Below are 25,304 nucleotides of genomic sequence, written 5' to 3' on the forward strand. Positions count from 1 at the left end.
CATGATTGCGATCATAGATTATGACGCCGGTAACCTGACCAGCGTGGCAAGGGCGCTGGCCCATCTGGGCCATGCCTACCGGATCACCCGTGAGTCCGGTGAGATTCTTCAGGCGGATCGGGTGATTTTCCCCGGAGTGGGGGCTGCGGCTTCGGCCATGGAAAGCCTTAAAAACTATGGACTGGACACCGTGCTACATCAGGTGATGGATGCGGGGATGCCTTTGCTGGGGATCTGTCTGGGAACACAGATAATCACGGGGTTCAGTGAGGAAGGGGATGTGCCCTGCCTCGGCCTGATTCCTGGAAGGGTGAGGGCTTTTCCTGCCTCCATGAAGGATGATGCGGACAGGGCTTTGAAAATTCCCCATATGGGCTGGAACAGGGTGCAGGTGAAGAGGGTGCATCCCGTATTGTGGGATATCCGTGGGGAGGATGCCTTTTATTTTGTCCACGGCTATTATCCGGAACCCGAAAATCCGGACCATGTGCTGGCAACAACGCCCTATGGCATTGAGTTTGTTTCTGCCATGGGTTTTGGCAACCTTGTGGCCACCCAGTTTCATCCGGAAAAAAGCGGAAAACCGGGTCTGAAGCTTCTGGATAATTTCTGCCGGTGGGGGGGGGAAGTATGAAAAGTGCCATGACAAAACGCATCATTCCCTGTCTTGATGTCCGGGAAGGCAGAACCACCAAGGGAATCCGCTTTGAAAACAATGTGGACATCGGCGATCCTGTGGAAATGGCCCGTCATTATTATGAAAGCGGTGCCGATGAGCTGGTTTTTTATGACATCACCGCATCCCATGAAAAACGGGGCATCATGATTGATGTGGTACGCAGGGTGGCGGAAACCATTTTTATTCCTTTTTCCGTGGGCGGCGGTATTGCTTCGGTTTCTGATATGCGGGATGTGCTGCTGGCGGGCGCTGAAAAGGTAAGCGTAAATTCTGCGGCCATCAAAAATCCCCGTATTATTTCCGAAGGGGCTGAGGCCTTTGGCAGCCAGTGCATTGTGGTGGGCATGGATGTGAAGAAGGTGGAAAAAAGCGGAAAAATTCCTTCGGGATATGAAATGGTAATCCATGGTGGCCGTACCTATACCGGTATGGATGCCCTGGCCTGGGCAGAGGAGCTTGTGCGGCTGGGGGCTGGGGAAATCTGTCTGAATTCCATTGATGCCGATGGCACACGGGATGGCTATGAGCTGAACCTGACGGCCATGATTTCAGAAGCCGTTCCCATTCCTGTGATAGCCTCCGGCGGCGGCGGTATTCCTGCCCATCTGGCGGAGGTGCTGACAAAGGGAATGGCAGATGCCGCCCTCATTGCTTCCATGGTGCATTATGGAGATTACACCATTCCCGGAATCAAGGACCATCTCCATGGCTCGGGTGTGGCCGTGCGCAGAAGCTGGTGAGCGTCTGGGGTGGAAAAATGTTCGTGTAACTTTTTTTGCAATTTTACGGGCACCCGTGAAGGGTGCCCCTGCACAAAAGAGGACCGTAAAACCATGTCTGGATCAGGCCTTGCGTCTGGCTGTATCAAGGTTTTTGGAAATTGCTCAGCACAGCTTTCCAAGTACCATAGCTGCCAGACAGATGCACAGGCCCCAGGCTATTTGCCCGTGACGCAATCTTATTCGGGAGCTTCTTGCCCTGTGCGGAAGCGGCAAAAACTCCCCGCCACAGGCAGGATAAGCATTTTGATTACCATAGCAGGCCTTGGTGTGCTGCCTTTGTGGCGGCTCAGACAGTTTGCCGCTTCTTTCGCACAGGCCTGTAAAGCTCTGATCCGAAACGATTGCAATGTCACTTGCAAATAGCCACGGTGCCTTGCAACAGTACGAAGCTGCTGCAACTACAGCATTGGCAGTTCGGAATAAACCGTGCTGGATAATTACGGTTTTTGGCCCGATTATGGAAGGGCAAGAACCGGGCCAGTGAACGGTGGCGGAGCCGGGGCGGTCATCGGAAAATACCTTGTTTTACGGCAGAGCTTCGGAACAGGTCTTCTTTTCCGGTGAAAGAATTCAGAAGAAGTCTCCCCTGCGGAATTTTTCCACTTCCACCCTGGCCAGAAGTGCCGTTCTCTTTGCAAGGTTGCCGGAAGGATTTTCCTTCTGTTCCATGCTTTCCTTCATCAGGGTTTCTGCTTCCTTTTCCAGGGCTTCGATCATGGTTTTCAGCTCCCGGATTCCCTGATCCGGGTTCATCAGGGCAGAAGATAGTTTTTCCATGTTGCTCACAAGATCACGGGTACGGTTCTCCATGCTGGAAGAATCAAAAAGCCCTGCAAGGCCCATTGCTCTTGGGGGCGGCAGGGGTGATTGTACCGTCATGGTGCTGGAAGATGGTGTCATGGGAGTCATGGCCGTTTTGAGGGCGTCCTGAAAGCCGGTTCCGGAAGTTGTGCCTGAAGTTGCCTTTTCCGTATGTCGGATATCAGGGGCCGGTGTATATTCGGGGCGGTTTGTAATGCGGTCCATACGGCCTCCTTGTTCAAAGGGGAATCTCTTTAGGGAGTTTTTTAGCAAATGTAATGCCAGACCGAAACCCCACAAAGCATATGATTGTTTTTTTACAGGCGGACCCGCAGGCAGGCCTGTTTTTTTATTGTCTGCGTGCCTTATGGTCTTTGTATTATAGCCTTTAAGGGATGAATGGATACCGGTAAAAGATTGCGTCAGGAAGAACTGCCCTGCGTATCCTTGGGCTGAATGAAAGGGGCTTTGGGAGGGAATACCATCCGGTGGACAAAACCGGTAGGAACTTTTTTCCTACCGGAAGATTGACGGGCATTCAGGGGGAACATGTTTCCATGAATGTTTTTTATATCATAGAGTCCCTGTGGGCAGAGAACATGGCTTTGGCAATGCGTTCCGGGTCCGGCGTATAGGTGCCGCTCTGGATCTGGTATTTGAGTTTTTCAATGCGCTCTGAACGCAGGTCTTCAACCGTTCTGGGGTGCGCCTGCCGGGTTTCCATGGCCTCCCTTGAGTCGCTGGAAAGGCTCACCCTGTCTGCTCGGCCTTCTGTCTGTGTTTTCTGGCTGCTTTTGTTTTTTTCCCTGTCCTGCTGCAGTTCTTTGGTCAGGGAGCTGGTTTTAACCCCCGACAGCATTGTATGAATTTTCATGATTCCCTCCCTTCCCTTTGTATCATATCTGCCCGAAAATCTTTTTTGACCTGCGGTGGTTCTGCCCTGTTCCTGATCCTTAAAGTATTTTAGTCAAAAAAGATTTTCGGCCGTTTATGATTCATGGCCCGTTCTCCGGTACGGCTTGGATTTAAAAGGTATCCAGCCGCTTGAGAACAATTTCTGCGCCTTCCAGGGACACCCGATGCGTTGTCTTTCTGTTCTGATCATCCAGGGTGTTATAAATGAACTCCTTCGTCTGGGCGTCACAGGCACTGTCTTGCCGGGATTCTCCTGTGTTTTTTTCTTTTTTTACAGGCATTCCTTTGCTGTCTGCCTCCTGGGAACCGTCCCTGGTAATTTTTTCCACGATGTCCGAGGTTATTTTCTGTATCATGCTCTCCCGCTTGCCTTCCGCTGAAAGGCCCGCAGGATTTTCGGAGTCAGGATCTGCGCCATGGATATCCTTAAAACGCTCCAGGGTTATCTGCCGGCTGTAGAGCTTCAGTACATTGTGAATCTGGTAGCTCGGTACGTGCATGGCCCGCTCCTTTATGCTGGTTATACTATCGGCCTTTGAAAAGGGGAGCTTGAGTACTTTTGTTCCGCTTTACACAATTTTTTTTTAAAGTATTCTGTGACCTTTGCTGATTCTGCATTTTATAAGGGCAGAGGCACTGAACAGGCTTCCCTTTTCAGGTTCAGGGCATATAAAGATCCCGATATATGCGCACAAATCTCATATGGCTGTCAAATGCCAGGGGCGGCAGCCGGTCCATGGGAAAGAAGGCGATGTCTTCGGCATCATCTCCGGAAACCGGGCTTCCTGAAAAGCTGCGTACCAGAAAACCTGTGATGAGTACGGCTCCGTACATGGCGCTGGGATGGGCTGTTACGCCGATGAGCCTGTCAATTTTTCCCTGCAACCCCGTTTCTTCCTTCAGTTCCCGCAGGGCGGTTTCTTCGGGGCCTTCCTCCAGCTCCATAAAGCCGCCGGGAAGACACCATTCCCCTTCTTTGGGCGGAACACCGCGCTTGACCAGAAGAAGGTGGTTTTCCTGATTCAGAACCAGAGTGCATGCTGCGGGGATGGGATTTTCATACATGATTTTTCCGCAGCTGCCGCAGCAGGAACGCATTCGGCCTTCGGTAAAATGTTCTACCAGAGAACCGGCGCAGAAGGGGCAGAATTTTTTTTTCTGCATATTTTTTCCTTAAAACCTTCGCAGGGTCAGGCCTTTCAGCCTGCCCGCATCAAAAACATCTCCGTTAACTGGCCCCCTCCTCCCGGCTTCGAGGGCCTCAGTCGCCAGCCGGAGGGAAAGGGGAGCAAAGGTATCGTGGCTGTTATTCAGCACAGTTTATTCTGAAATTCCAATGCTGCAATTGCATCAGCATTACAGTTTATTCTGAAATTCCAATGTTGCAATTGCATCAGCATTGTACTGTTGCAAGGCTCCCTGGCTGTTTGCAAGTGACGTTGCAATCGTTTCGGATCCGAGCTTTGCAGACCTGTGCGAAAGAAGCGGCAAACTGTCTGAGCCGCCACAAAGGCAGCGTACCAAGGCCTGCTATGGTAATAAAAAAGCGCATCCTGCCTGTGGCGGGGAGGTTTTGCCGCTTCCGCACAGGGCAAGAAGCTCCCGAATAAGATTGCGTCACGGGCAAACAGCCCGGGTGCCTGTGCATCTGTCAGGCAGCTATGGTACTTGGAAAACAGTAAGGAAAGACCTTTATTCGTCAAAGTCTCCGTCGGGGCCTTTATCCGTGTCCATGAGGGAGGCCCTGTGGATGATTTTTTCCCTTGTCCAGTCTGCAGGGTCTTCGATACGCTGGGCTTTGGGGCCGGGATCAAAGCTCTGCTTTTCGAGGATTTCCTCCATGACCAGATCCGCCGTATCCTTTGCATTGAACACATTCACCAGAAGATCATAGGTGAAGGCTTCAATGCGGGCAGCCATGCGGTCCCGGATTTCCCTGGGCTGGCCGAGGATTTTATTTTCAAAGGGAAGGTTGAGTTTTTTGAAGTTGCTTCCCTTGATGCCCCTTTCATCGGCATAGGCTTTCATTTCCGCCCAGAGGCTTTCATTCAGACCCTCTCCGATAATTTTTTTCACATCCCCCTTTTCATCCATCACCGCATTGCCAAAGGGATTGACTTCCATGCCCCAGCCGATCATCTGCAGGGCTGTGGCCACATTGGCCTTGGTGGTGGCGGTTTCCTTTGCGATGCGGCGGAGTTTTTCCGCATCATTGCCGGAAGTGCCGTGCTGGGCACCGGATATTTTATAAGGTGCAAGGGCCTTATGAATTTCTGTGGTCAGTTCAATCTGAATACCGTCCTCATTGGCTTCAATCCCGTGGGTGGTGCCGTTGTTCAGGGCAATCCAGTTGGGGAAAATACCGTGGGCGTTGAGGCCCTGAATGAGGAAGAGGGCTTCTTCCGGTGTGGAAAGCCCCTGATTGCCTTTGATTTCGCCAACCTCCGTTTCAAGGCCTGCCCAGGAAGGGATGAGATCGGCAACGGCAATATTGGTGAGAAGGTTGAGATCATCGGGCATGTGGGAGGCATCAATGGCAATGGAGGTGATGCCTGCCTCAAAGAGGGAGGGGATTTCCCTGCGGGCACCGGGAAGATCACTTTCTTTTTTGATGCCGTAGTGGTCGGCGTGTATGGCCACGGGGATGGTGATGCCCAGTTCATTGGCAATGGCATCCACCTGACGGGCCATGTTCCAGAGGCTGACGGGGCAGTAGGCATCGGCTCCGCCTTCGGACCTTGCAATTTCAATGATGATGGCCGCATTGGCCTTCTGGGCCGCCTGAAGTACGCCGCGGATGATGACATGGCTTCTCGCATTGGCGGCAATGGTCATGCACTGGCCTTTTTTGATCATGGCGTTGTCAATGTATTTACCGCTGACCAGAAGGGCTTTGGAGTTGGGAAAAAGGCGGGTGATATTGGGCGGACGGCCTGTCTGTATGGCTTTTTCAAAATCCGCATTGTACAAAGTCATGGAAGTCTCCTTGGGGCGGCTCTCTGCAGCCCCGGTCTGGCAAAGGGTTATGAAATCTGGGGCCGGGTTCTGGGGCCCGTTTGTTTATAAAGGGGGCAGATCATCTCTTCGACCCGTTCTTTATAAGGAAGAATGTCTGCAAGATCAAGCACCGTAAGAGAGAATGGCCGTCACCAGTACGGGGGTGCAGAGGGTGAGGACAAGGCCGGAGAAGACGGCGATGATGGCATATTCTCTGCCTGTAAAGCGTACAATGACGGGCAGGGTGGTATCCATGGCCGTTGCCCCGCCTGCGGCAATGCCCGACAGTCTGCCGCAGTAGCGCACCAGAAGCGGTGTGGCTGTCAAGGCAAGGATTTCCCTGAAAATATTGGAAAGCAGGGCAATGAGACCAAGGGTTTCTCCGGATATTTTTGTGATGAGAATACTGGACAGGGAATAATAGCCCATGCCTGCCCCCACGGCAGCTCCTTCCTGAAATGACAGGGGAAGGAAAAGGGCTGCCACAAGGCCGGGGGCCAGTATGGAACCCGAGGCAACCATCAGGGGAAGCAGGAGAAGGGATGGCCGGATACCCCGTAGCATTTGAAGGGTTTCCCTTCTGCCGCCGATGCTGACTCCCACAAGAAAGAGAAGCAGATAGAGGGCCATGCTGGAAAGGGTTTCCGCAGGAAGTTTTTGAAAAAAGGGCAGGAGAAGGGAACAGCCCAGACCTGTAAAAAATGCCGCAATGATTTTAAGGCTGCCCATGTTTTTTTTCTGTCCGGGGATTCTTTTTGTTTTTAAAGAGAAGGGGATAAAGGGGCCAGACCAGCAGAATGCTGCCTGCTGTGGCCGCAAGGCTGAGGATGAGGGCATGGAGTCCCGATGGCCCCATGGCCGAGAGGATTTCAGGCTGAAGCCCTGCGGAAAGTCCCAGAAAAAAAAGAAGAAGATAAACCGCAAGGGAAGATGCCTGATCCGCCCTGTGCAGCAGGCCGGGGTGTCTGCGGAGCATAAACCCCGCCAAAAGACCTGTTATGAGAAAAAAAAGTACGGTTTGCATGGACGATTTGATCTTTCTGAAACAGCAGGTGTCTGTATGGGGATGAACAAAAAGAACCCGAAGGGTCAGGTATCATCTGGTGAGTGGGGGCATACACCGGGGCATCGGTGCATGTCAATACGGTTCTCCGGCCGGGTCTCCGGAGGATGGGGAAGGGGCTGGTTCAGAAGCCCTTAAACACTTGTTTTTCCGCTGAACTGTACCTGAAATGATGGCTGGCGGGAAGGACAGAGTTATGGTATTGCACTTTTTTGTTTCCAGATTTTTTAAAGCAGGCCATACGGCTTTTTCCGTCAACCCGAAAGACCGGTTTTTATTTCCATGAGATTTTCGAGATCTGCAGGGAGGGCGAATGGACCGTTTTATCAGGCCACAGGAGGGTAAAATGACAGCCGGTAAAATTATTGTGAGCAGGCGTTTTCTTCCTTTTTTTCTCACCCAGGCCAGCGGGGCCTTCAATGACAATGTTTTTAAAAATTCCCTGATGCTGCTCCTCGCCTTTAGTGCAGCATCGGCTTTGCCGTGGGACACCAGTTTCACCATGAACCTTGCCGCAGGTCTTTTTATTCTGCCCTTTCTTCTCTTTTCCGCCACAGCGGGCAGTCTTGCCGATGGTGTCTGTAAAACCCGCCTGATCCGTGCGCTGAAAATTACGGAAATGATCCTGATGGCCCTTGCGGCCCTGGCCTTTTATTTTCACCTTTATATTATTCTTCTGGGCCTTCTCTTTCTCATGGGAACCCAGTCTGCCTTTTTCGGACCCGTCAAATATGCGGTGATTCCGCAGCTTTTGAAGGATGACGAGCTTCTGGCGGGGAATGCCTGGGTGGAAATGGGTACCTTTCTTGCCATTTTACTGGGCACCATTGCCGGAGGCCTCCTCGTGGGCTTTGAAAATGCCGCACTGTGGACGGGTGTGATGATCGTTCTTTTTTCCTTTCTGGGATACCTTGCCAGCCGCATGATTCCCTTTGTCGGAAAAGTGGGGGCGGCATCCTCCTTTTCCTTTGCTCCCTGGTCCCAGACTTTGGCAATTGTCCGCATCAGCTATGCCAACAGAACCCTTTACCTTTCCATCATGGCCATCAGCTGGTTCTGGTTTCTCGGAGCCAGCTATCTGACCCAGTTTCCCAATTTTACAAAAAGTGTCCTCATGGGGGATAATACCGTTGTGACAGCCCTTCTCGTGGCTTTTTCCGTGGGGGTGGCAGTGGGTTCCATGCTCTGTGAACGTCTTTCCGGCGACCGGGTGGAGCTTGGGCTTGTGCCCATGGGGTCTATGGGCATCAGTCTGGCAGGCCTTGCCCTGTATTCCGTTAGTCCGGAGCCGGGAGTGGGGGAGCTCATGAACATCGGGGCCTTTCTGGCCCAGCCCCATGGCATGGCCGTACTGATCTGTCTGGGGCTGATCGGTGTTGCCGGGGGGATTTTTATTGTTCCCCTCTATGCCCTTTTACAGAAGCGGGCAGAACCCGGGCAGCGGGCCAGAATCATTGCTGCCAACAATATTTTCAATGCCCTTTTTATGGTGGGAAGTGCCCTTGCGGGTATTGTGTTTCTGTCTGTTTTTGAACTGGCCATTTCCCATTATTTTCTGATACTGGCCATCATGAACCTTGTGGTGGCCCTTTATGTGTATATTCAGGTGCCGGAGTTTCTCTTGCGCTTTGTGGTGTATCTTCTTACCCGTGCCATGTACCGGGTGCGCAGTGAAAATCTGCATCACATACCCGAAGAAGGCCCTGCCGTGCTGGTTGCCAACCATGTAAGCTATGTGGATGCCCTGCTCATTGCGGGTACATGCAGGCGGCCTGTGCGTTTTGTCATGGAAAGGGCCATTTACAGGCTTCCGGTTCTGAACGCCCTGTTCCGTGCCGCTAAAACCATTCCCATATGCAGTAAAAAAGAAGATCCCCTCATTTTTGAGAGGGCCTTTGACAGTGTTGCTTCGGAGCTGTCCGAGGGTAACCTTGTTTGTATTTTTCCCGAAGGCCGGTTGACAAAAAACGGTGAAATGAATCCTTTCAGGCCGGGCATTGAGCATATTCTTTCCAGAAGCCCTGTACCTGTGGTGCCCATGGCCCTTCAGGGACTGTGGGGGTCCTTTTTCAGCCACGAGGGAAAGGGGGCCATGAAATTCAAAGGGCGTTTCCGGTCCAGGGTGGGGCTTGTGGCAGGAGAGGCCGTGGCCCCGGAAATGGCTTCCGCAGAGCTGCTTGAGCAGCGGGTGAAGGCTCTGAGGGGGGATTTTGCATAGTTTTTGTTTTGTGGTAATTCTTCGGCACAATTAGGTCTTGTGAAGGCTGGGAGCTTATGAAAAAAATCAGACGGTCATGTTTCTGCCTCTGCCTTACAGGCATTTTTCTTCTGTCCACAGGCGGAGTTTTGCAGGCGGAAGTTCTGGAAAAAATGGACGCAGCCCTTGGTCTGGCTCTGGAGGCACAGGCAGAGGCCGATGCCTTTTTAAGGGAGCGTCAGGAAGAAGAAGCCCTTCTCATGCGTTTACGCATGGAGGCCGAAGCCCTTCGTTTTGAAAACCATATGCTGGAAAAACGCATTGCCGGTCAGCACCAGAAACTGGAGGGGCTGGAGGCGGCCAGTGATCCCGGCCGGGTGGCCCGTCTGGTGGAACCCCTGCTGGGCAGGCTGACGGATGCGCTGGAAGAGCGCATGGATAATCAGCCGCCCTTTGGGATGGAAGCCCGGAAGATGCGGGTTCAGAGGCTGCGGGAGGCCATGGAAGACGGAGAGAAAAATACAGAAGACCGTTTCCGCCTCTTTCTGGACGGCATGGAAGCCGAGCTGAACCTCGGGGTTTTTCCGGACACGGCACCGGGCATATGGGAAAAGGAGGGGGAGACCCTCAGGGGGATTTTTTTGCATCTGGGAGCCGCAGGTCTTTTCTTCCTTTCCCCGGATGGAGACATGGTGGCCCGCTGGGACCGGGAGACCCGTAACTTCCATCCGCTGGACCGCAGGGAGGGCAGGGCCGTGGAGAGGGCCCTTGCCATGGTACAGCGGCGCATGCCCACGGAGCTGATTTCCCTGCCTGTTTCTTTGCCGGAGGTTCCATGATGCGCTCTGTTTTTATCGGTCTGGTGCTGATTCTTTTTCCCTTTTCTCCATCCCACGGGGAAAAGTTCCTTCCCCAGGAGAGGGTTCTTCAGAACTTAAGGGAAGAAGCGGCACAGCAGCGCCAGATCCTTGGGAAGGAAAGGGAGGCCCTTGCCGCACAGCGCAGGTCTCTGGAGGAAGAAATCAGGGAATTACAGGCCGCAAATCGCAAAAAAAAGGCAGATCTCGAAACCCTCATGGCCCGAACCCGGCAGGCAGAGACCGAAAGGGAGGCTTCCCGGAGTACGGAAATGGCCCTGCTTGCCATGATGTCCGATGCGTCGGACCGTTTTGAAACCCTGCTGGGCTCCGGCATCACCCTGCCCCTTAAGTCCTTGAAAGCAAAAGGTGATACCCCGGAAGACCGCCTTCGCTCCTTTATGAAAACCCTGTATTTTCACCTCAGGGCTTCCGATACCATGGCCGTGGAAAGTCATTCCTTTATGGGCCGGGATGGACGTATGCATGAAGCCCATGTACTGCGTATTGGTGCCCTGGCCGCCATGGGGCAGGATGCCGAAGGCCGTCCCCTTTTTCTTGTCAGCCACGGAAGCGGGGATATGTACCAGCAGGCCCGGAGGCTGCCTTCCCGTTCCGAGGGCCGTGCCATTGAAAGGGCTCTGGCCGGAGAAGGGGGAGGGATGCTTCCTGTGGATCTTTCCGGAGGCACGGTTCTGGATACGGAAAGCGGTGGCAGGGGACTGCGGGACCGGGTGAGGGAAGGGGGGCTTCTCATTTGGCCCATCCTTTTTCTGGGGGTGGCGGGGCTTATGATTTTCACTGTCCGGGCCTTTGATCTTTTCCGCCTGTCCTTTTTCAAGGGCGATGCGGTCATGGTGATCAGGGACAGACGGTATGGCAGAGAAGGGGGCTGGGGGGCAAAGGCGGTAAAGAGTCCGGGACTTTCCATGCTTGTCATGGCTGCGGATCTCAGGGATGAGGCCGCCGAAGTCCGGGAACAGATGCTGGAAAGTGCTGTGGCGGGCTGGTCCGACCGCATGGAGCGGGGCATTGCCAGCCTTGGTGTGATGGCCGCACTGGCGCCCATGCTGGGTCTTCTGGGAACGGTGACGGGCATGATGGCGTCTTTCCGTGTCATGAGCCGCATGGGTGCCGGGGATATCCGCCTTATGTCCGGAGGTATTTCCGAAGCGCTGGTCACCACCCAGTGGGGGCTGGCCGTGGCCGTACCTTTGCTGCTGGCCCATCATCTGCTTTCGAGAAGGGCGGAAAGACTGGCCCTCGATGCCGAGGACAGGGCAGCAGAAGCTTTGGCTTTGCTGGAAAAAGAGTCTGATCATCCGCTTGGGGAAAAGGAGCAGGCATGACAGGCGCAGGATGGATCACTACCTTCCGGGATGCATGGATGACGGGTGGCATATGGATATGGCTGCTGGCCCTGATGTCTGCGGGGATCTGGGCCTTAAGCCTTAAGACTTTCAGGGATCTGGGCCTTCGTGAAGGGGGCCCTTTGGGTTCTGATCTCATTGTTCACCGCATCCGGGCCATCCGTGTTCTGTCTGCCACGGCCCCCCTTCTGGGACTGATGGGTACCGTCTCTGCCATGATCACCATGTTTGCCGGGTTGCATGCCGAAGGTTTTTCAGGGGACAGGGCCATGGCCGGAGGGATTGCCCAGGCTCTGGTGAGCACACAGGCGGGGCTTCTGGCAGCCATTCCGGGTATTCTCATGGCCCATCTTCTGGAGAGGCGGCACAGGGCTGGATGGAAAGGGAGGGGCCTGTGAAAAGAAAGCTGCGTCAGATGCGGAGACGGGCCACGCCGGGGCTGGATATGGCGCCTCTTCTGGATATGATTTTTATCCTTTTGATTTTTTTTGTGGTGAATGCCAGCTTTATACGGGAAACATCGGTGCCTGTGGACCGGCCTTCGGCCCGGAGTGCCGTATCCTCGGATCAGGTCCGGTTAGTGCTGGCCGTGGATGCTTCGGGCAGAATTTTTCTGGAGGACAGGCCTGTGGATCCCGGAGTACTCCGGGGACGGATGCAGGAATTTGCCGCAAACAATCCCGGTGCTGCCGTGGTGGTGGCGGCGGATAAGGAGGCGGCATCCGGAACCCTGATGCGGGTACTGGATATCTGCCGCATGGCAGGGATTCAGCATCTGGCTCTGGCGGCCCGGAGGCCGGAATGAGGTCCTTTGCCGTCTGGCTGGTATGCTGGGGGCTGGGGGCGGGGCTTACCCTGCTGATCTTTGGTCTTTTTTTGGTTTCCGGTGAAAACAGCCCCCCGGAGGAGCCATGGGAGGGTGTGCCCGTCACCCTGAGTCAGGATCTGATCCGGCAGAGGTCCGATGCCGTGGCGCAAAGGCCCGTGGAAATTCCGGAACTGCCGGAGTGGGAAAGCTTAGAGCCTCTGGCTTTTGATGCTCCCGGCTTGAGAATCCCGGAGACAGCTTCCTTAAGTCAGGAAAATCTCCTTCCCGAGGTGGTGCCGGATGTAAGACCTCCAGATGCGGCAGCTCTGGCCCGCAGTCTGGAAACCCTTTTACCACAGCAAATAGTTGATGCCGATGCGGTGTATGGTCCCGGAGAGCTGGATACCCTGCCCCGTCCCCTGCACAGGGTGATACCTGTTTTTCCCCATGCCGCCAGAAGGCAGGGTATCCGCCATGGCAGGGTACGTCTTCTCATGGAGGTGGATAGAGAAGGCCGGGTGCGGGATGTACAGGTCATATCCGCAGATCCTTCGGGATATTTTGAGGCGGTTTCCCTGGATGCGGCCCGCAGGTGGCGGTTTACACCGGGCAGGCTCGGGGGCGCGGATGTAATCACCCGTTTTGAGCTGCCCCTTGTTTTCGGAGAGCCGGATGGATAGAGAAGTATGGGAGAGGGGTGGGGTGAGGGCTTTGTTTAGCTCCCTCTCCCTCTGGGAGAGGGTTGGGGTGAGGGCTTTGTTTCCGGGTGTTTCCATTTTGTCAGGTGGTTTTATTTGTTTGTTTCTCATATGCCTGTCAACCATGATTTTAGTACCGCCTCCGGCCTTTGGTTCTTCCCGCGGGGTTTTGCAGCAGGCCCTTTTTTTCCTTGAAGGGGAAGAACCTGAAAAGGCCTTTGATGTTCTGGCTTCCCAGGAGGTATCCCTGAAGGGGCTTTCCCATTACTGGAGTCTTCGGGCCACGGCCCGTTTCCGCATGGGAGAGCTGGAGGGGGCAGCGGAAGATTTTCAGCGGGGCCTGACGCTGGACCCGGAGAATGCGGATCTGTGGCGCAATCTGGGATGGACCTTCCATGGCATGGACCGTTGGAAGGATGGGGCAGAAGCCTTCCAAAGGGCTTTGACGGTTTCGCAGCAGGGAAAGGATGCCTACGGCCTTGCCCTATGTCTTTTTAACGCCGGGGATGCTGTGGCTGCGAAAGAAAAAATGGCCGAATGGCTTAAGGCCGATACCCCCCCTGACTGGCTGCGGCTTTTTGTCCATGCTTCTCTGGCTTCGGGTGATACAAAGCCTGAGCTTCTCCGGCAGATGGAAGGCCTTGCCCTTGAAAGCGGTCGTGCCGAAGACTGGCGGCTTCTTGCTTCGGGCCTGCACAGGGCGGGTTATGCGGGCAGGGCAGCACTGGCTCTGGAAACGGCTTTTTATTTAAAAAAACCAGATCATGGGGACTGGCAGGCGCTGGCTGGGCTCTATGCCTCAGCCGGGCTTCCCCATCTGGCGGCAGGGGCAATGGAAAGGGCGGGCAGGGATGCAATGGATGGGGTTCCCTACCTTATGGCTGCCGGGAGGTACCGGGATGCTCTGCTTCTTCTTCAGAAAAACGAAGGACCGGAGGCAGGGATGCTGGCAGCCCGGCTTCACCGGCAGGCAGGAAATCCCTCAGCCGCTCTGGCGAGCCTTTCCGGCCTGAAAGAAACGCCGGAAGTGCTTTATATGAAAGGACTGTGTTTCAGGGAGCTTAGTCGTTACAGTGAGGCCCGCAGGGTTTTTGCCCTCCTTGCGGAGGTGCCGGGATGGGAGTTTCGGGTGAAGGGACTTTTAAACCGGATGCAGGCATTGGATGAGGCCGGGATGGGTGATTCCTATTGATGGAAATCTTTAAGGTAGAGGAGGAAAGTATGCGCAAGGCATTTTGGTTTTTTGTCTGTCTGATGATGCTTTTTATATCCGGCAGTACACAGGCCTTTGCAGGGGAGTCTTCTTCCGGCTGGCCATGGGAAAGGTCGGATCTTTCTCCCCATCCGAAGCTGGTGTTTGGTGAGCTTCCCAATGGTTTCCGTTATGCCCTTTTTCCCAATGATCATCCTTCGGGCAGGGTCCATCTTCACCTTCTGGTACGTTCGGGTTCCCGCCATGAGGCCGAAGGTCAGGAAGGGCTGGCCCACTTCCTTGAGCACATGGCCTTTAACGGTTCCACCCACTTTCCGCCGGGCAGCCTTATCCATTTCTTCCAGAAAATCGGCATGAATTTTGGGGGAGACACCAATGCCCATACGGCCTTTGACCGGACGGTCTATGACATTGTGCTTCCCGAAGGCAAATCCGAGACCCTGGATCAGGGCCTTCGGATCATGGCCGATTATGCAGGAGAGCTTCTTTTCCCTGCAGAAGAAATTGAGCGGGAGCGGGGCATTGTCCTTGCCGAAAAAAGGGACAGGGATTCGGCTGCCTACCGCATGCACCGGGCAGAGCAGGCCTTTCTGTTCAGGGGAACCCGCATTCCCCAAAGGCCGCCCATTGGCCTTGCTTCTGTGATCCGCTCTGCAGATGCAAAAGATTTCAGGGCTTTTTACCATGCCTGGTACAGACCGGAGCGCATGCTGCTTCTGGGCGTTGGGGATATGGATCTGGCTGAGGTGCAGGCAAAGATTCATGCCGCCTTCGGGGATCTCAAGGCCCGTGGTCCTTTGCTGCCGGAGCCTGAAATCGGTGTGCCGGATCATCGGGGACTTGCATTCATGTATCACAATGAACCGGCAAGCGGCGAGCTGCGCCTTGGAATTTCCACGGTATCATCCATGGAACCCTCGCCCCATACAATGCAGTCGGATCAGGATGCGCTTCTGCGCCACATGGGCATGCGTATGCTGGCCCAGCGCCTTGAGCGGCTGAAGGAGGAGGGCGGTCTTCCGGTGCTTTCCCTTGCCGCCTTTACCCATGACCTTTACGGAAGCATCCGGCTTGCGGATCTGCGGATGGTTTCAAGGCCGGAGACCTGGGAAGAAAATCTCAAAATTGCCACAAAAACCCTGAGGGAGGCCCTGGTGCATGGATTTACCGCAGGGGAGCTGGAAAGGGTAAGGCAGGAGTTCATTGCCTGGTTTGAGGAAAGGGCAGAGACATCCCGGCGCATGGCAAGTGGTGATCTGGCAGCAGAGTTTCTGATGGATTTTTATACGGATCAGGTGCCTGTATGTCCTGAAGCCATGGCATTGCTGGTGATTCCCTTTCTGGAGAAGGCGGAATTGTCCGCAGTGAACCGTTCTTTCCGGCAGCTCTGGTCCGGCAGCCACAGGCTGGTGCGCATGCTGGGAGAAGGGGTGGCTCTGCCCGCAGCTCAGGTGAAACAGCGGATGCGTTCCATTTATCTTGCCGCCGGCGATGAGGTTTCAAGGGAAAGGTTGTGGTCAAAAGCCGTTGATTTCCCCTACCTGCCCGCACCGGAAGAACTGGCTGGTGTCAAAAAGGTATGGGAGGATGAAGGGCTTGGCATCCGGGATGTGCTGCTGGAAGACGGCACCCTTCTCCACATCCGGCAGACGGACTTCGAGGCGGGCCGGGTGCGGATGCGGGTGCGTCTGGGTACGGGGCGCAGCGGTGAGCCCTGGCCCGGTCTTTCCTATATTGCCACCGAAACCCTGAATCTTTCGGGTACGGGTACCCTTGGCCGGGATGCCCTGGAACAGGCCCTTGCGGGTAAGCGCGTCGCCCTGCACATGGGCATGGGACCAAAGGAAATATTTTTTGACGGAGAGGCCCGAAGGAGCGATTTTGCCAGCCTGCTTCATCTGCTGCGTGCCCGTCTGGAAGATCCGGGTTTCAGGGAAGAGGCCTTTGAGCTTGCCAGAAATCGCTATGTGAGAGAGCTGGAGCAGGCGGCCGGGAGTATTGACCGGACATTTCGCCGGGAGAACCCCTGCTTTTTCACGGGAGACGATGCAAGGCTCTGCCCGCCGGATGCCCTGCCCCCATGGTCTTTGGATGATATCCGAAGCTGGCTGGCCCCTGTTCTTGCCTCCGATCCCTTAGAAATCTCCGTGGCAGGGGATATGGATGTGCTGGAAGTGGAAGGGCTTGTGCGCAGTATTCTGGGAAAAAGGCCCGCATCCCATGTCAGGGTGGCGGAGCCTGTGGCCCAAAGTCCTGCCTTTGCCCATGGTACTTCCAGAACCGTCAGGGTCCATGCCCATCCGCCCGCAAGCCTTGTGCAGTGGGGTTTTCCCACGGGCGGCAGTGCCTCTTCACTGGAGCACCGGGGGCTGAATCTGCTGGCGGAAGTTCTGAGGGAGAGGCTGCGTGAGGAAATCCGGGAAAATATGGGCATTGCCTATGCCCCCTTTGCCTGGCACTGGCACTATACGGGATGGTCCGACTGGGGCGGCATCATGGCAGGGGTTTCCGTGGCCCCCGAAGCCGCGGAGGAGGTTTCGGGCCGCATCCTTTCCCTTGCAGCGGGTCTGGGGGAGGGCGGGCTGACACCGGAGCTGCTGGAAAGGGTAAGGGGCCCGCTCATCAACAATCTGGAAACACGTCAACAGAATAATATGTACTGGATCATGGGCGTCATGGATGGTTCCGGAGAAAAGCCTGAGCTGCGGGAATGGGCCAGAACCCTGATATCAGACTATATGGCCTGGACCGCCGAAGACTTAAGCGCCCTTGCCGCAAGGGTTCTGAATCCTGAAAAGGCCTCCCTTTTGCGGGTTGAGACTGAAAAACAGCAGGATTGAATTTTTTGATTACTACCCTGATTCAGCCACAGCTTGCTGGTCAGGTTGTTGTCAGCCCCATGGTTTAATACGGGCAGGCGCAAGACCTGCCCCTACGAATGGGTTTTACGGCCCTGTTTTTTGTAGGGGCACCCTTTACGGGTGCCCGTTAACATTCGTAAAATCAGGTCATATAATTTCCATGATTAAGGTTTGTATGACTGAAAGACAGTGGTAATCAGATTGAATTTTGACAAGTCTTGATCTTTCTCCCTCTGGCCGTTGGCTGAGGCCCTCGAAGCCACGAAGCCAGAGGCTCCAAAATCCATTGGCTGAGGCCCTAGAAAATAGCCCACAGCCCAAAAGAATAAGTCTTTACAGACACAAAGGCCGAAACCCTTCACTTACCGGGGCTTCGGCCTTTGTACCTTTTGTTGTCTCTGCCGGATGAAGACTCAGAACAAAATGAGGAAAAAGTTGTTTTTTTTCTTTTCATCTGCGGATGGGTGTAGTAAGCAAAAAAAACTCGGTTCAATGTTTTTAGCATGGGGTGGCGGTTTTCTTGCCTGACTGAAATGTACCCTTAAGGCAGGCTGTTGGCAAAAAGATTATTCCAGATCATAAAAAACCAAAAGTAATGATCCGGTCACAGGGCTGGCATTGTGCATCAGCATCAAGGGGTGTTAAATGAAAAACAATCACAGAATGGCTTTGTCTCCGTCGCAGGGTATGGAATCTTTGCGTGCAAAATTCCTATGGGTTCTTGCCCTGTCATTCCTGTTTCTTTTTTCCGGCTGTGGCGGTGGAGGTTCGGACAGCAAAGACAGTGATGGGGGCAATACCAAACCACCCATAAATGAAACAGGACACACCGTAACTCCCTCAGCAGGAGTAGGCGGCATTATAGATCCTGATACGCCGCAGACGGTCAATCATGGTGCTACCACAAGCTTTACCATAACCCCTGATACAGGGTACGGCATTTCTTCGGTAACAGGCTGCGGCGGCACCTTAAGCGGCAATACTTACACCACGGGAGCCATCACAGGGGCCTGTACGGTAACGGCAAGCTTCAGCCAGTTCATTCAGAGCAGCTACACCGTATCCGCCAGCGCAGGGGAAGGCGGCAGCATAAGCCCTTCCAGCAGAAGCGTAAACCACGGCAGTAGCACCTCGTTTACCGTAACCCCCGATACAGGCTACGGCATTTCATCGGTAACGGGCTGCGGGGGCAGATTATCTTCCAATACTTATATAATTACAAATACTTTTGAAAATTGTACTGTTACAGCTTTGTTTGAATGGATGGAAACCATCCCCCTGCAAAATGGGTTAGGTATCACTAACCTAAGTGCAGTTCCCAAGGCCCAGAGAATATACGAAATAGATTTACCTGAAGGTTCAAAAGATTTGATTTTTCGCCTGTATGGTGGTTCAGGAGATGCCGATCTGTATGTGCGCCAAGGAGTGTATCCTACACTGTCCGAATATGACTGCCGTTCAGAAGAATCAGCCGGGAATGAAAAAATCTGCCATATAAAAAGTCCTCAGGCAGGTATTTATTATGTTTTGCTTTATACAGATAGCGGATACGAAGATCTGACTATTGAAGCAGCTTATCAGTCTGGCGGGCGTTTTGATACTGTTGAAATTAAGGAGGAATTTTTCAAGGCTGCAGAGGGTGGGGTTCTTGCTATGAAAGAGCAGGTTAAGCTGGAAGTAAAACCTGATTCCATGGCTGAGGATGCGGAAATTAAAATGAAACATATGAAAACAAGAGATGGTGATGTTTATGTCAATACCTTTGTTTTGGAACCAGAGGGATTGCAGTTCAGCAAAGATGAGCCTGCTGTTTTGACAATTCCAAAGTCCATGGCTGGCCCTTCCGGCATTATTGATGCTTTTTTGTATAGTGATTCTCTTGAAGGCTTTGAATCAGAGCATGGACAGGTTAAGGCTGTACCCTTAAGCGTGTTTATAAACGATGATGGTGAATTTTATGTTGAAATTCCACATTTTTCAGTTGCTACTTTTATAGGTGGCGGCCCTGTTGTTTCTTTAGCTTTTGAACTTCCCAGTCATCATCTGTTGCCAGGAGATCTGGAGTTTACACTTTCTCCCTCATCCATAGACTACCCTTTTTTGGGTCAAGTATTGACTTGGATTCCAGGCCACGTCCGTATGAACCTTGGAATTGGCCCTTCTCATATTGGAAGGAAACTAAAAGACCCAGTACCCCGTCATGAAGGTTTTACAGATACAGAACTGGAGGATATGCTCAATCACCTTAAAACCCTTGATGAAAGTTCTTACAGGGCACTTCATCGTCGTAAGCCTGTACTTGATGACCCATGGTCTCCTTGGGACTATGACAGCTATATACATTCTTCAAAGAATGCCGATGATGATAAGGGTGTTCTGATAGCCCACGATACAGGTTACAGGAGCGGTGAATACTACTTAGGTGCTAAAAGATTTCCTGGGATGACTTGGGAAAAAAGGATTGAGGTAGTCAGGAACGCACTTGTTAAAACAGGTGCCCCATATACATTTGTAGGCAATAATGAGGATCGGGGATATAGCTGTTCTGGTTTTGCAGGGAAGGTATATGAAGAGGCAGGTTCTAAAATTACAGATAATGCAAGAACAGTGACGCCCTTGGATCAATATGTAGCAGGAAGCCTGAACAATATAGACAGGGTTGATGTACTGGAGGGAGAATTGTTGGATATTGGTGTCCGCAGTATGCTTCGTAATAAGATAGATATAATTCCAGGTGTTTCTCTTGGAGCTTGGGTTGCTAAAAAACTCATTAATATTTCTTATTATGAAGAAAGCGAAGTAACAGAAACTTCTGCTGCATTTGAAGACATAGATTTGCATTCGGCTTTTTCTAAAAAAGATAAAAGGCTTAATTGGGAGGCAAAACTTAAGGAAGCTGGCAGGCCTTCTGAATGGCGAATGCAGTTTGGGGCCACACACAGTTACTGCATATTAACATGCAATGATTATACAACCCGTAGAGAACTTCTTGTTCATGTGACACCCTCAGTGCGCTTGCAGTTTCAACTGGAGAATAGCAATGGGGCATTTATTACAGATCAACCCATATATGTGAAAGCCAATAATAAATGGGTCCGGGTCATACCCATGGGGATGGATGGCAAAGACAGTAAAATGGCCCCCAGCAGTGATGGGCAGGGCTATGTTGATGTTCGTGTGCCCTTTGAATCTGATACGGATTATTCTATAGTTGCAGGGTATCCCTTCAGTAAAGATGCCATTGAATTTGTCGGTGTTTACAGGACGGATGACCAACAGCCATCTGGCGCTGTTAATTTGGGTAAATTGCGACCTCAAACAATTGCAGCACCTTCTGCCTTCATGGCAATTTTCGGTTCAGAAAGTGTTGCATTAAGCTGGAATGCCATATCAGGGGCAACGGGCTATGCCCTCTATTATGGCCGAAGTGCTGGTATAAACCCGGATGATTACAGAACCTATGATGAAAAAATAAGCCTTGGCAATGTCACAGCCCATACCGTTCAAAACCTGAACAACGGGACCCGTTATTACTTTGTGATCCGTGCCCTTGTATCGGGTAGTGAATCTTCAAACAGCAATGAGGTTTCTGCTACGCCCAATCCTACAGCCTTCAAATTTATGGCAACCATTAATAAATATAATGAAACAGAAGATAATAATCAGGCCTGTAAAAATGAGTTTGGTTCCGCTTACCGTCTTGCGGACTGGAATGATGTTGTAGCCTATTATGATTCAGGAAAATCCATGGATGTATTTTTTGACAGATTGGCAATGCCTTCACCTGAAAGTGACGACAGAAGAAGCCTGAATGTTTCAAGGAATGGGCATGTTCTTTACGGAAGCAGGAGGCACTATTTTATAACAAGGCATGATCATAATTTACCTGGCCATTATCTTTCCCATGCCAATATTGATAATCATCTGATTGATCTTGGATCCTGGGATGGGGCAAGGCATGCTTTGTGCTATACAGAAAATACTTCTTTGATTACAGGCCGCTTAAATGACACCGGTATCGACTGGTGGGCCGATGAAACAACCAACAACATTACAAGTCCTGTGGCCACTCATCCCGGACAGGATGCGGACTTTGGCAGGGATGCGGCTGCCCGTGAGGAAACCCTGCAAAAGGTAGGTGCCGGTGCCGCAGGCTTTGACTTCACCAAGCTGGGTGCCAATGGTCAGCCCCTTGCCATTCAGAATAATAGCTGGTCGGATACTGGCAGTGAAGCCGCAGGCACAAAGTGGTCCTGCGTGAAAGATAACCACACCGGCCTCATCTGGGAGGTGAAGGTGAATGATCCGGAGCATCTCAGGCATATGTCACATAGCTATTCCTGGTACAATCCTGTTTCTGGCACCAACGGTGGACACGCAGGCTATCAGAATAGAGGTAGTTGCAAGCACTCTGACTGCGATACCAAAGGCTTTGTGGAGGCTGTGAATGAGGCGGGTCTTTGCGGGGCAAGGGATTGGCGGATGCCCACAAGAAAAGAGATTTTGTCCATTGTGAATTATGGCAGAAGAAATCCATCCATTGATACGGAGTTTTTTCCCAATACGCAATCAAGCTGGTTCTGGTCTTCCTCGCCCCGTGCCAACGTCAGTGGCCGTGCGTGGAACCTCGCTTTCGCCAGCGGCCATGTCAACAGCAACGCCAAGTACCTCAACTCCCAGGTGCGCCTCGTGCGTGGTGGACAGTGATTTTTGCCTTTTTTCTCCCCTCTCCCTCTGGGCGGTGGCTGAGGCTCTCGAAGCCAGAGGGGCCGGGGCCTTGCCCGGCACACAGGCCAAAAAATGGATTTGTACAATGTTCTGAAGCCTGTTGGCCTGAGTGCCGGGGTGAGGGAAATCTTAAAAATGGAGAAAACCCCATGGTACCCTATATGAAACACCTCCCCATATGGCGGGATGCCAACCTCCTGATGCTGGAAGTGGAGCAGGCTGTAAGGGCTTTTCCCCGTTATCACAAATACACCATAGGCTCAGAACTGCGGGCCAGCAGCTTAAGAATCTGTCAGTTGATTCACAGGGCCTATACCCGCAGGCAAAGCCGCCATAAACAGGTGCAGGAACTTACGGAACGCATAGAAGATTTAAAAATGCAGATTCAACTTGCCAAAGAACTGAAGGCCTTTAAAAATTTTGCACAGTTTCAGCGGGTGGCTGAACTGTCGGTACAGGTGGGAAAACAGGCTGGTGGCTGGCTGAAACAGGCAAGGGCAGAAGTGCTGCGTAATGGAAACGCAGTGCGTGACCCCATTCACTGTGCGCCTGCCTCCCCTTGAAGCAAGGGATACAAAACCCGTCTGCCTGCCGTTTACGGGTGGCGGGCGGGAGTCAAGAAGGCAGGTTATGCTGGTTCTGGTCTTCCTCGCCCAATGCCAACAACAGTAACAATGCGTGGAACCTCAATTTCAACAACGGCAATGTCAACAACAACAACAAGAACAACAACAACCAGGTGCGCCTCGTGCGTGGTGGAGCGTGAAACAGCACCGTACCTGAGCCTTTACTCCGTGGACAGGGCCTACCGTGCCTGCCGGAAACGAAAACGGAGGACGGTGCGTGCCTGTTTGTATGAACAGCGCCTCCTGGATCATCTTGTGGATACACAGGACGCCCTGAAAAATGCGTACTGGCAGCCTCAGCCACCCGTTGTCTTTACTGTTACCAAACCCAAGGCCCGTGAAGTATATGCCGCCTGCTATGAAGACAGGGTGGTGCATCACTGGCTGATTCCGCAGTTGGAGGCTGTAATAGATCAGGATTTCATCCATGATGCCGCCTCAAACCGCAAGGATCGGGGCACCCACTTTGCCGTGAACCGTGCCCAGACCTTCATGCGCAGGATTCAGGGAAAGGGCTTTGTGCTTCAACTGGATGTTGCCAGTTTTTTTAACAGTATCCACCATGATACCCTGCTGGAACGTCTTTCTCTGAAGCTTCAGAAAGCCGTAAAACGAAAGGGGATGCCCTTGGAGCAGGCAAGGCAATGTTACCGCATGGCTTCCCGTGTCATCCGACAGCCCTGTGCGGCCCAGGCCATTCGCATCGGGGATGCCCGCTCCTTTGCCTGTGTGCCTGAGCATAAGCGCCTTGAAAATGCACCTCCGGGAACTGGGCTTCCCATCGGTAACCTGACCAGCCAGTTCTTTGCCAATCTCTATCTCGATGTGCTGGATCAGTTTGTGAAGCATGATCTGAAATGCTCTTATTATGTACGCTATGTGGATGATTTTCTGTTGATGCATAAGGAAAGGTCCTGCCTTGAAGACTGGCATGAACGCATCATTTTTTTTCTGGAAGAAAAGCTGCGCCTGCGGCTCCGGCCGGGTTCCGCACCAAAAGCTTTGTCCAGTGGTGTTGATTTTTTAGGGTATATCATCCGTCCCGATTACCGCCTTGTCCGCCGTCGTGTGAAGGGCAATCTCTTTGAAAAACTGAGAGACTATGAAAAAAAGCTGTTGATCCCCCGGGGCAGGGGCGTGCAACTGGAACTGAAGCCGGAACTCCGCAAAAGCCTGCGCTCTGTGCTGGTCAGTTACTGGGGGCATTTTTCCCATGCCGATGCCCATGGGTTAAAGCAGGCCGTGTTTGAAAAATTCCCATGGCTGAAAAACCTTTTTCTGGATGCCTTTGACCTGAAACCCCGGTGGATGCCCCCCACCCCCCTGACCATGCACAGCCAGTGGCACTGGTTTAAGGCCATGTATCCGGGTTGTATCCTGATCATGCAGTGTGGTGGGAGCTGGCTTCTGAACAAGCCTTTTTTGAATGCAAAGCCCTATGCAGGCCCTTCCCCTGTAAAGGCCTGGGAGCTGCCCATGAAAAGGGGGGAGCGTTTATGGAAGGCACTGGACAGTGCAGGGCTGCCATGGCTTGTGTGTACAGAAGAGGGGTTTTTGAAAAAAGGTATCCGGAAACGGGTGCTGAGGCGTATTGTGTATCTTACACTCTCTCTTCCTCCGGGTGGTGGCTGAGGCTCTCGAAGCCAGAGGGTTGCCTGTCCGGCACACAGTCGGCGAACTGAATATGTTTTAAGTTGACAGGTCCTTCCCGTCTGAGTGCCGGAGGGAGAGGGTAAAGAAAATAATTTTTCGCACCTTTAAATAAGGAGTGTTCTCCATGAAACCTTGCTATCTGTTCATCTGCCTTTCTTTTGTTGCAGCCCTGTTTTTTTCTCCATCCCTCATAGCCGGAACCCTGTGCAGTGGATCGGAAAATACGGCCATCACCTCGACCACCCCCACAGTAGATTTTGATATCCATGCCGACGGCACTGTGACCCATAAGCCCACGGGCCTTGTGTGGATGCGCTGCTCCTTAGGCCAGGATTGGGATGGTAGCACCTGTACTGGAAGTGCCATTACCCGCAACTGGCAGGGGGCCTTGCAGGCGGCGCAGGATTCGAATTTTGCAGGTCATAATGATTGGCGGCTTCCCAATATCAAAGAACTGGAATCCATTGTAGAAGAAAGATGCTTTAGTCCTGTCATTAATGCGGCCGTTTTCCCACAGACGCCGTCTTCTCGGTTCTGGTCTTCCTCGCCCGGTGCCAACGGCAGTGGCGGTGCGTGGCACCTCCTTTTCGGCTACGGCGGTGTCAACCTCGGCAGCAAGGCCAGCAACTACCAGGTGCGCCTCGTGCGTGGTGGACAGTGATTTTTTCCTTTTTTTCCTCCCCTCTCCCTCCGGGAGAGGGGCCGGCACAACCATAGGACACCCAGTGCGCCGGGATAAGCTGGCATAAGATTGGAGGCACAACCATAGGACACCCAGTGCGCCGGGATAAGCTGGCATAAGATTGGAGGTGCAAGTCCTCTATCCGGTAAGGTGTAGCGAACCGCCGGAGCCCCGAGTCATGGGCTGCTGCTCGTGAGGGTAGTGGTTAAGCGTTGACAGGGGAACACACAGGCTCGGTATTGAGCTCCGAAATCAGGGTTGGGAATGCTGACCGTGTTGGGTGAACGGGAAGGCAAAACTGAATGCTGCGTCAACGCAAGTGGCAGGCAGGTTCCCCGGAGTCGCTGACCCGGTGCATGTGTGAATGTCTCATG

The 25,304-nt window shown here is 53.0% G+C and carries 22 protein-coding genes; 15 read left to right on the forward strand and 7 right to left on the reverse strand.

The genetic code is table 11. The annotated features are described in order from the left end of the window. Position 1 precedes the first annotated feature (1 nt). Positions 2 to 634, forward strand: a complete 633-nt coding sequence (hisH, locus tag LZ24_RS09600; RefSeq protein WP_144684920.1) for an imidazole glycerol phosphate synthase subunit HisH — start codon at positions 2 to 4, stop codon at positions 632 to 634. Continuing rightward, entirely contained in the window at positions 631 to 1,419 is a 789-nt protein-coding gene (gene hisF / locus LZ24_RS09605) for an imidazole glycerol phosphate synthase subunit HisF (protein ID WP_281282284.1), read from the forward strand. Before hisH ends, hisF begins: the two co-directional genes overlap by 4 nt. A 612-nt stretch (positions 1,420 to 2,031) precedes the next feature. Here the strand turns inward: hisF and LZ24_RS09610 are convergent. The 7 genes from LZ24_RS09610 to LZ24_RS09640 form a co-directional block, all read right to left on the reverse strand. Then, a complete protein-coding gene (locus LZ24_RS09610) occupies positions 2,032 to 2,487 on the reverse strand; it encodes a hypothetical protein (RefSeq protein ID WP_144684922.1) in 456 nt (151 codons plus the stop codon). A 343-nt stretch (positions 2,488 to 2,830) separates the two neighbouring features. Then, complete coding sequence (gene flgM / locus LZ24_RS09615) at positions 2,831 to 3,136, reverse strand: flagellar biosynthesis anti-sigma factor FlgM (protein WP_144684924.1); 306 nt, start codon at positions 3,134 to 3,136, stop codon at positions 2,831 to 2,833. A gap of 151 nt (positions 3,137 to 3,287) precedes the next feature. Further along, positions 3,288 to 3,677: a DVU0524 family FlgM-associated protein gene (locus LZ24_RS09620; protein WP_144684926.1), complete on the reverse strand. Its 390-nt coding sequence runs from the start codon at positions 3,675 to 3,677 to the stop codon at positions 3,288 to 3,290. A gap of 160 nt (positions 3,678 to 3,837) precedes the next feature. Further along, on the reverse strand, positions 3,838 to 4,341 hold the full coding sequence (locus tag LZ24_RS09625) for an NUDIX hydrolase (RefSeq protein WP_144684928.1): 504 nt from the start codon (positions 4,339 to 4,341) through the stop codon (positions 3,838 to 3,840). 528 nt (positions 4,342 to 4,869) lie between these two features. After that, entirely contained in the window at positions 4,870 to 6,153 is a 1,284-nt protein-coding gene (locus tag LZ24_RS09630; RefSeq protein ID WP_144684930.1) for a class II fructose-bisphosphate aldolase, read from the reverse strand. Between the two features lie 144 nt (positions 6,154 to 6,297). After that, a complete protein-coding gene (locus LZ24_RS09635) occupies positions 6,298 to 6,903 on the reverse strand; it encodes a lysine exporter LysO family protein (protein ID WP_144684932.1) in 606 nt (201 codons plus the stop codon). Next, complete coding sequence (locus tag LZ24_RS09640; RefSeq protein ID WP_144684933.1) at positions 6,890 to 7,198, reverse strand: LysO family transporter; 309 nt, start codon at positions 7,196 to 7,198, stop codon at positions 6,890 to 6,892. The genes LZ24_RS09635 and LZ24_RS09640 overlap by 14 nt, the downstream gene beginning before the upstream one ends. Before the next feature lie 385 nt (positions 7,199 to 7,583). Here LZ24_RS09640 and LZ24_RS09645 point away from each other — a divergent pair, with 385 nt between their 5' ends. The 13 genes from LZ24_RS09645 to LZ24_RS09705 all read left to right on the forward strand — a co-directional run bounded on the left by LZ24_RS09645 (position 7,584) and on the right by LZ24_RS09705 (position 24,909). After that, positions 7,584 to 9,455, forward strand: coding sequence for an MFS transporter (locus LZ24_RS09645; RefSeq protein ID WP_144684935.1), 1,872 nt, complete (start codon positions 7,584 to 7,586; stop codon positions 9,453 to 9,455). 56 nt (positions 9,456 to 9,511) lie between these two features. Further along, positions 9,512 to 10,273: a DUF3450 family protein gene (locus LZ24_RS09650; RefSeq protein WP_144684937.1), complete on the forward strand. Its 762-nt coding sequence runs from the start codon at positions 9,512 to 9,514 to the stop codon at positions 10,271 to 10,273. Continuing rightward, entirely contained in the window at positions 10,270 to 11,640 is a 1,371-nt protein-coding gene (locus LZ24_RS17595; RefSeq protein ID WP_222427595.1) for a MotA/TolQ/ExbB proton channel family protein, read from the forward strand. The genes LZ24_RS09650 and LZ24_RS17595 overlap by 4 nt, the downstream gene beginning before the upstream one ends. After that, on the forward strand, positions 11,637 to 12,059 hold the full coding sequence (locus LZ24_RS09660) for a MotA/TolQ/ExbB proton channel family protein (protein ID WP_144684939.1): 423 nt from the start codon (positions 11,637 to 11,639) through the stop codon (positions 12,057 to 12,059). The genes LZ24_RS17595 and LZ24_RS09660 overlap by 4 nt, the downstream gene beginning before the upstream one ends. After that, positions 12,056 to 12,466 carry an ExbD/TolR family protein gene (locus LZ24_RS09665; RefSeq protein ID WP_186443043.1) on the forward strand — a complete coding sequence of 137 codons (411 nt, stop codon included), beginning with the start codon at positions 12,056 to 12,058 and terminating at the stop codon, positions 12,464 to 12,466. Before LZ24_RS09660 ends, LZ24_RS09665 begins: the two co-directional genes overlap by 4 nt. Next, positions 12,463 to 13,149 (forward strand): energy transducer TonB, encoded by a 687-nt coding sequence (locus LZ24_RS09670; RefSeq protein ID WP_144684943.1) that lies wholly within the window; start codon positions 12,463 to 12,465, stop codon positions 13,147 to 13,149. Before LZ24_RS09665 ends, LZ24_RS09670 begins: the two co-directional genes overlap by 4 nt. A 118-nt stretch (positions 13,150 to 13,267) precedes the next feature. Continuing rightward, entirely contained in the window at positions 13,268 to 14,359 is a 1,092-nt protein-coding gene (locus LZ24_RS09675) for a tetratricopeptide repeat protein (protein WP_222427596.1), read from the forward strand. A 29-nt stretch (positions 14,360 to 14,388) separates the two neighbouring features. Beyond that, a complete protein-coding gene (locus LZ24_RS09680; protein ID WP_186443044.1) occupies positions 14,389 to 17,220 on the forward strand; it encodes a M16 family metallopeptidase in 2,832 nt (943 codons plus the stop codon). A 666-nt stretch (positions 17,221 to 17,886) separates the two neighbouring features. Then, complete coding sequence (locus LZ24_RS09685) at positions 17,887 to 21,948, forward strand: Lcl domain-containing protein (protein ID WP_144684949.1); 4,062 nt, start codon at positions 17,887 to 17,889, stop codon at positions 21,946 to 21,948. A gap of 170 nt (positions 21,949 to 22,118) precedes the next feature. Beyond that, positions 22,119 to 22,532, forward strand: a complete 414-nt coding sequence (locus LZ24_RS09690) for a four helix bundle protein (RefSeq protein WP_144684951.1) — start codon at positions 22,119 to 22,121, stop codon at positions 22,530 to 22,532. Positions 22,533 to 22,570: 38 nt separating this feature from the next. Then, positions 22,571 to 22,735 carry an Lcl domain-containing protein gene (locus tag LZ24_RS18065; protein ID WP_407923303.1) on the forward strand — a complete coding sequence of 55 codons (165 nt, stop codon included), beginning with the start codon at positions 22,571 to 22,573 and terminating at the stop codon, positions 22,733 to 22,735. Further along, positions 22,722 to 24,227, forward strand: a complete 1,506-nt coding sequence (locus LZ24_RS09700) for an RNA-directed DNA polymerase (protein WP_222427597.1) — start codon at positions 22,722 to 22,724, stop codon at positions 24,225 to 24,227. The genes LZ24_RS18065 and LZ24_RS09700 overlap by 14 nt, the downstream gene beginning before the upstream one ends. 145 nt (positions 24,228 to 24,372) lie before the next feature. Next, positions 24,373 to 24,909, forward strand: a complete 537-nt coding sequence (locus tag LZ24_RS09705) for an Lcl C-terminal domain-containing protein (RefSeq protein WP_144684955.1) — start codon at positions 24,373 to 24,375, stop codon at positions 24,907 to 24,909. Positions 24,910 to 25,304: the final 395 nt, after the last annotated feature.

It is taken from the genome of Desulfobotulus alkaliphilus, assembly GCF_007830435.1.
Taxonomy (GTDB): Bacteria; Desulfobacterota; Desulfobacteria; order Desulfobacterales; family ASO4-4; genus Desulfobotulus; species Desulfobotulus alkaliphilus.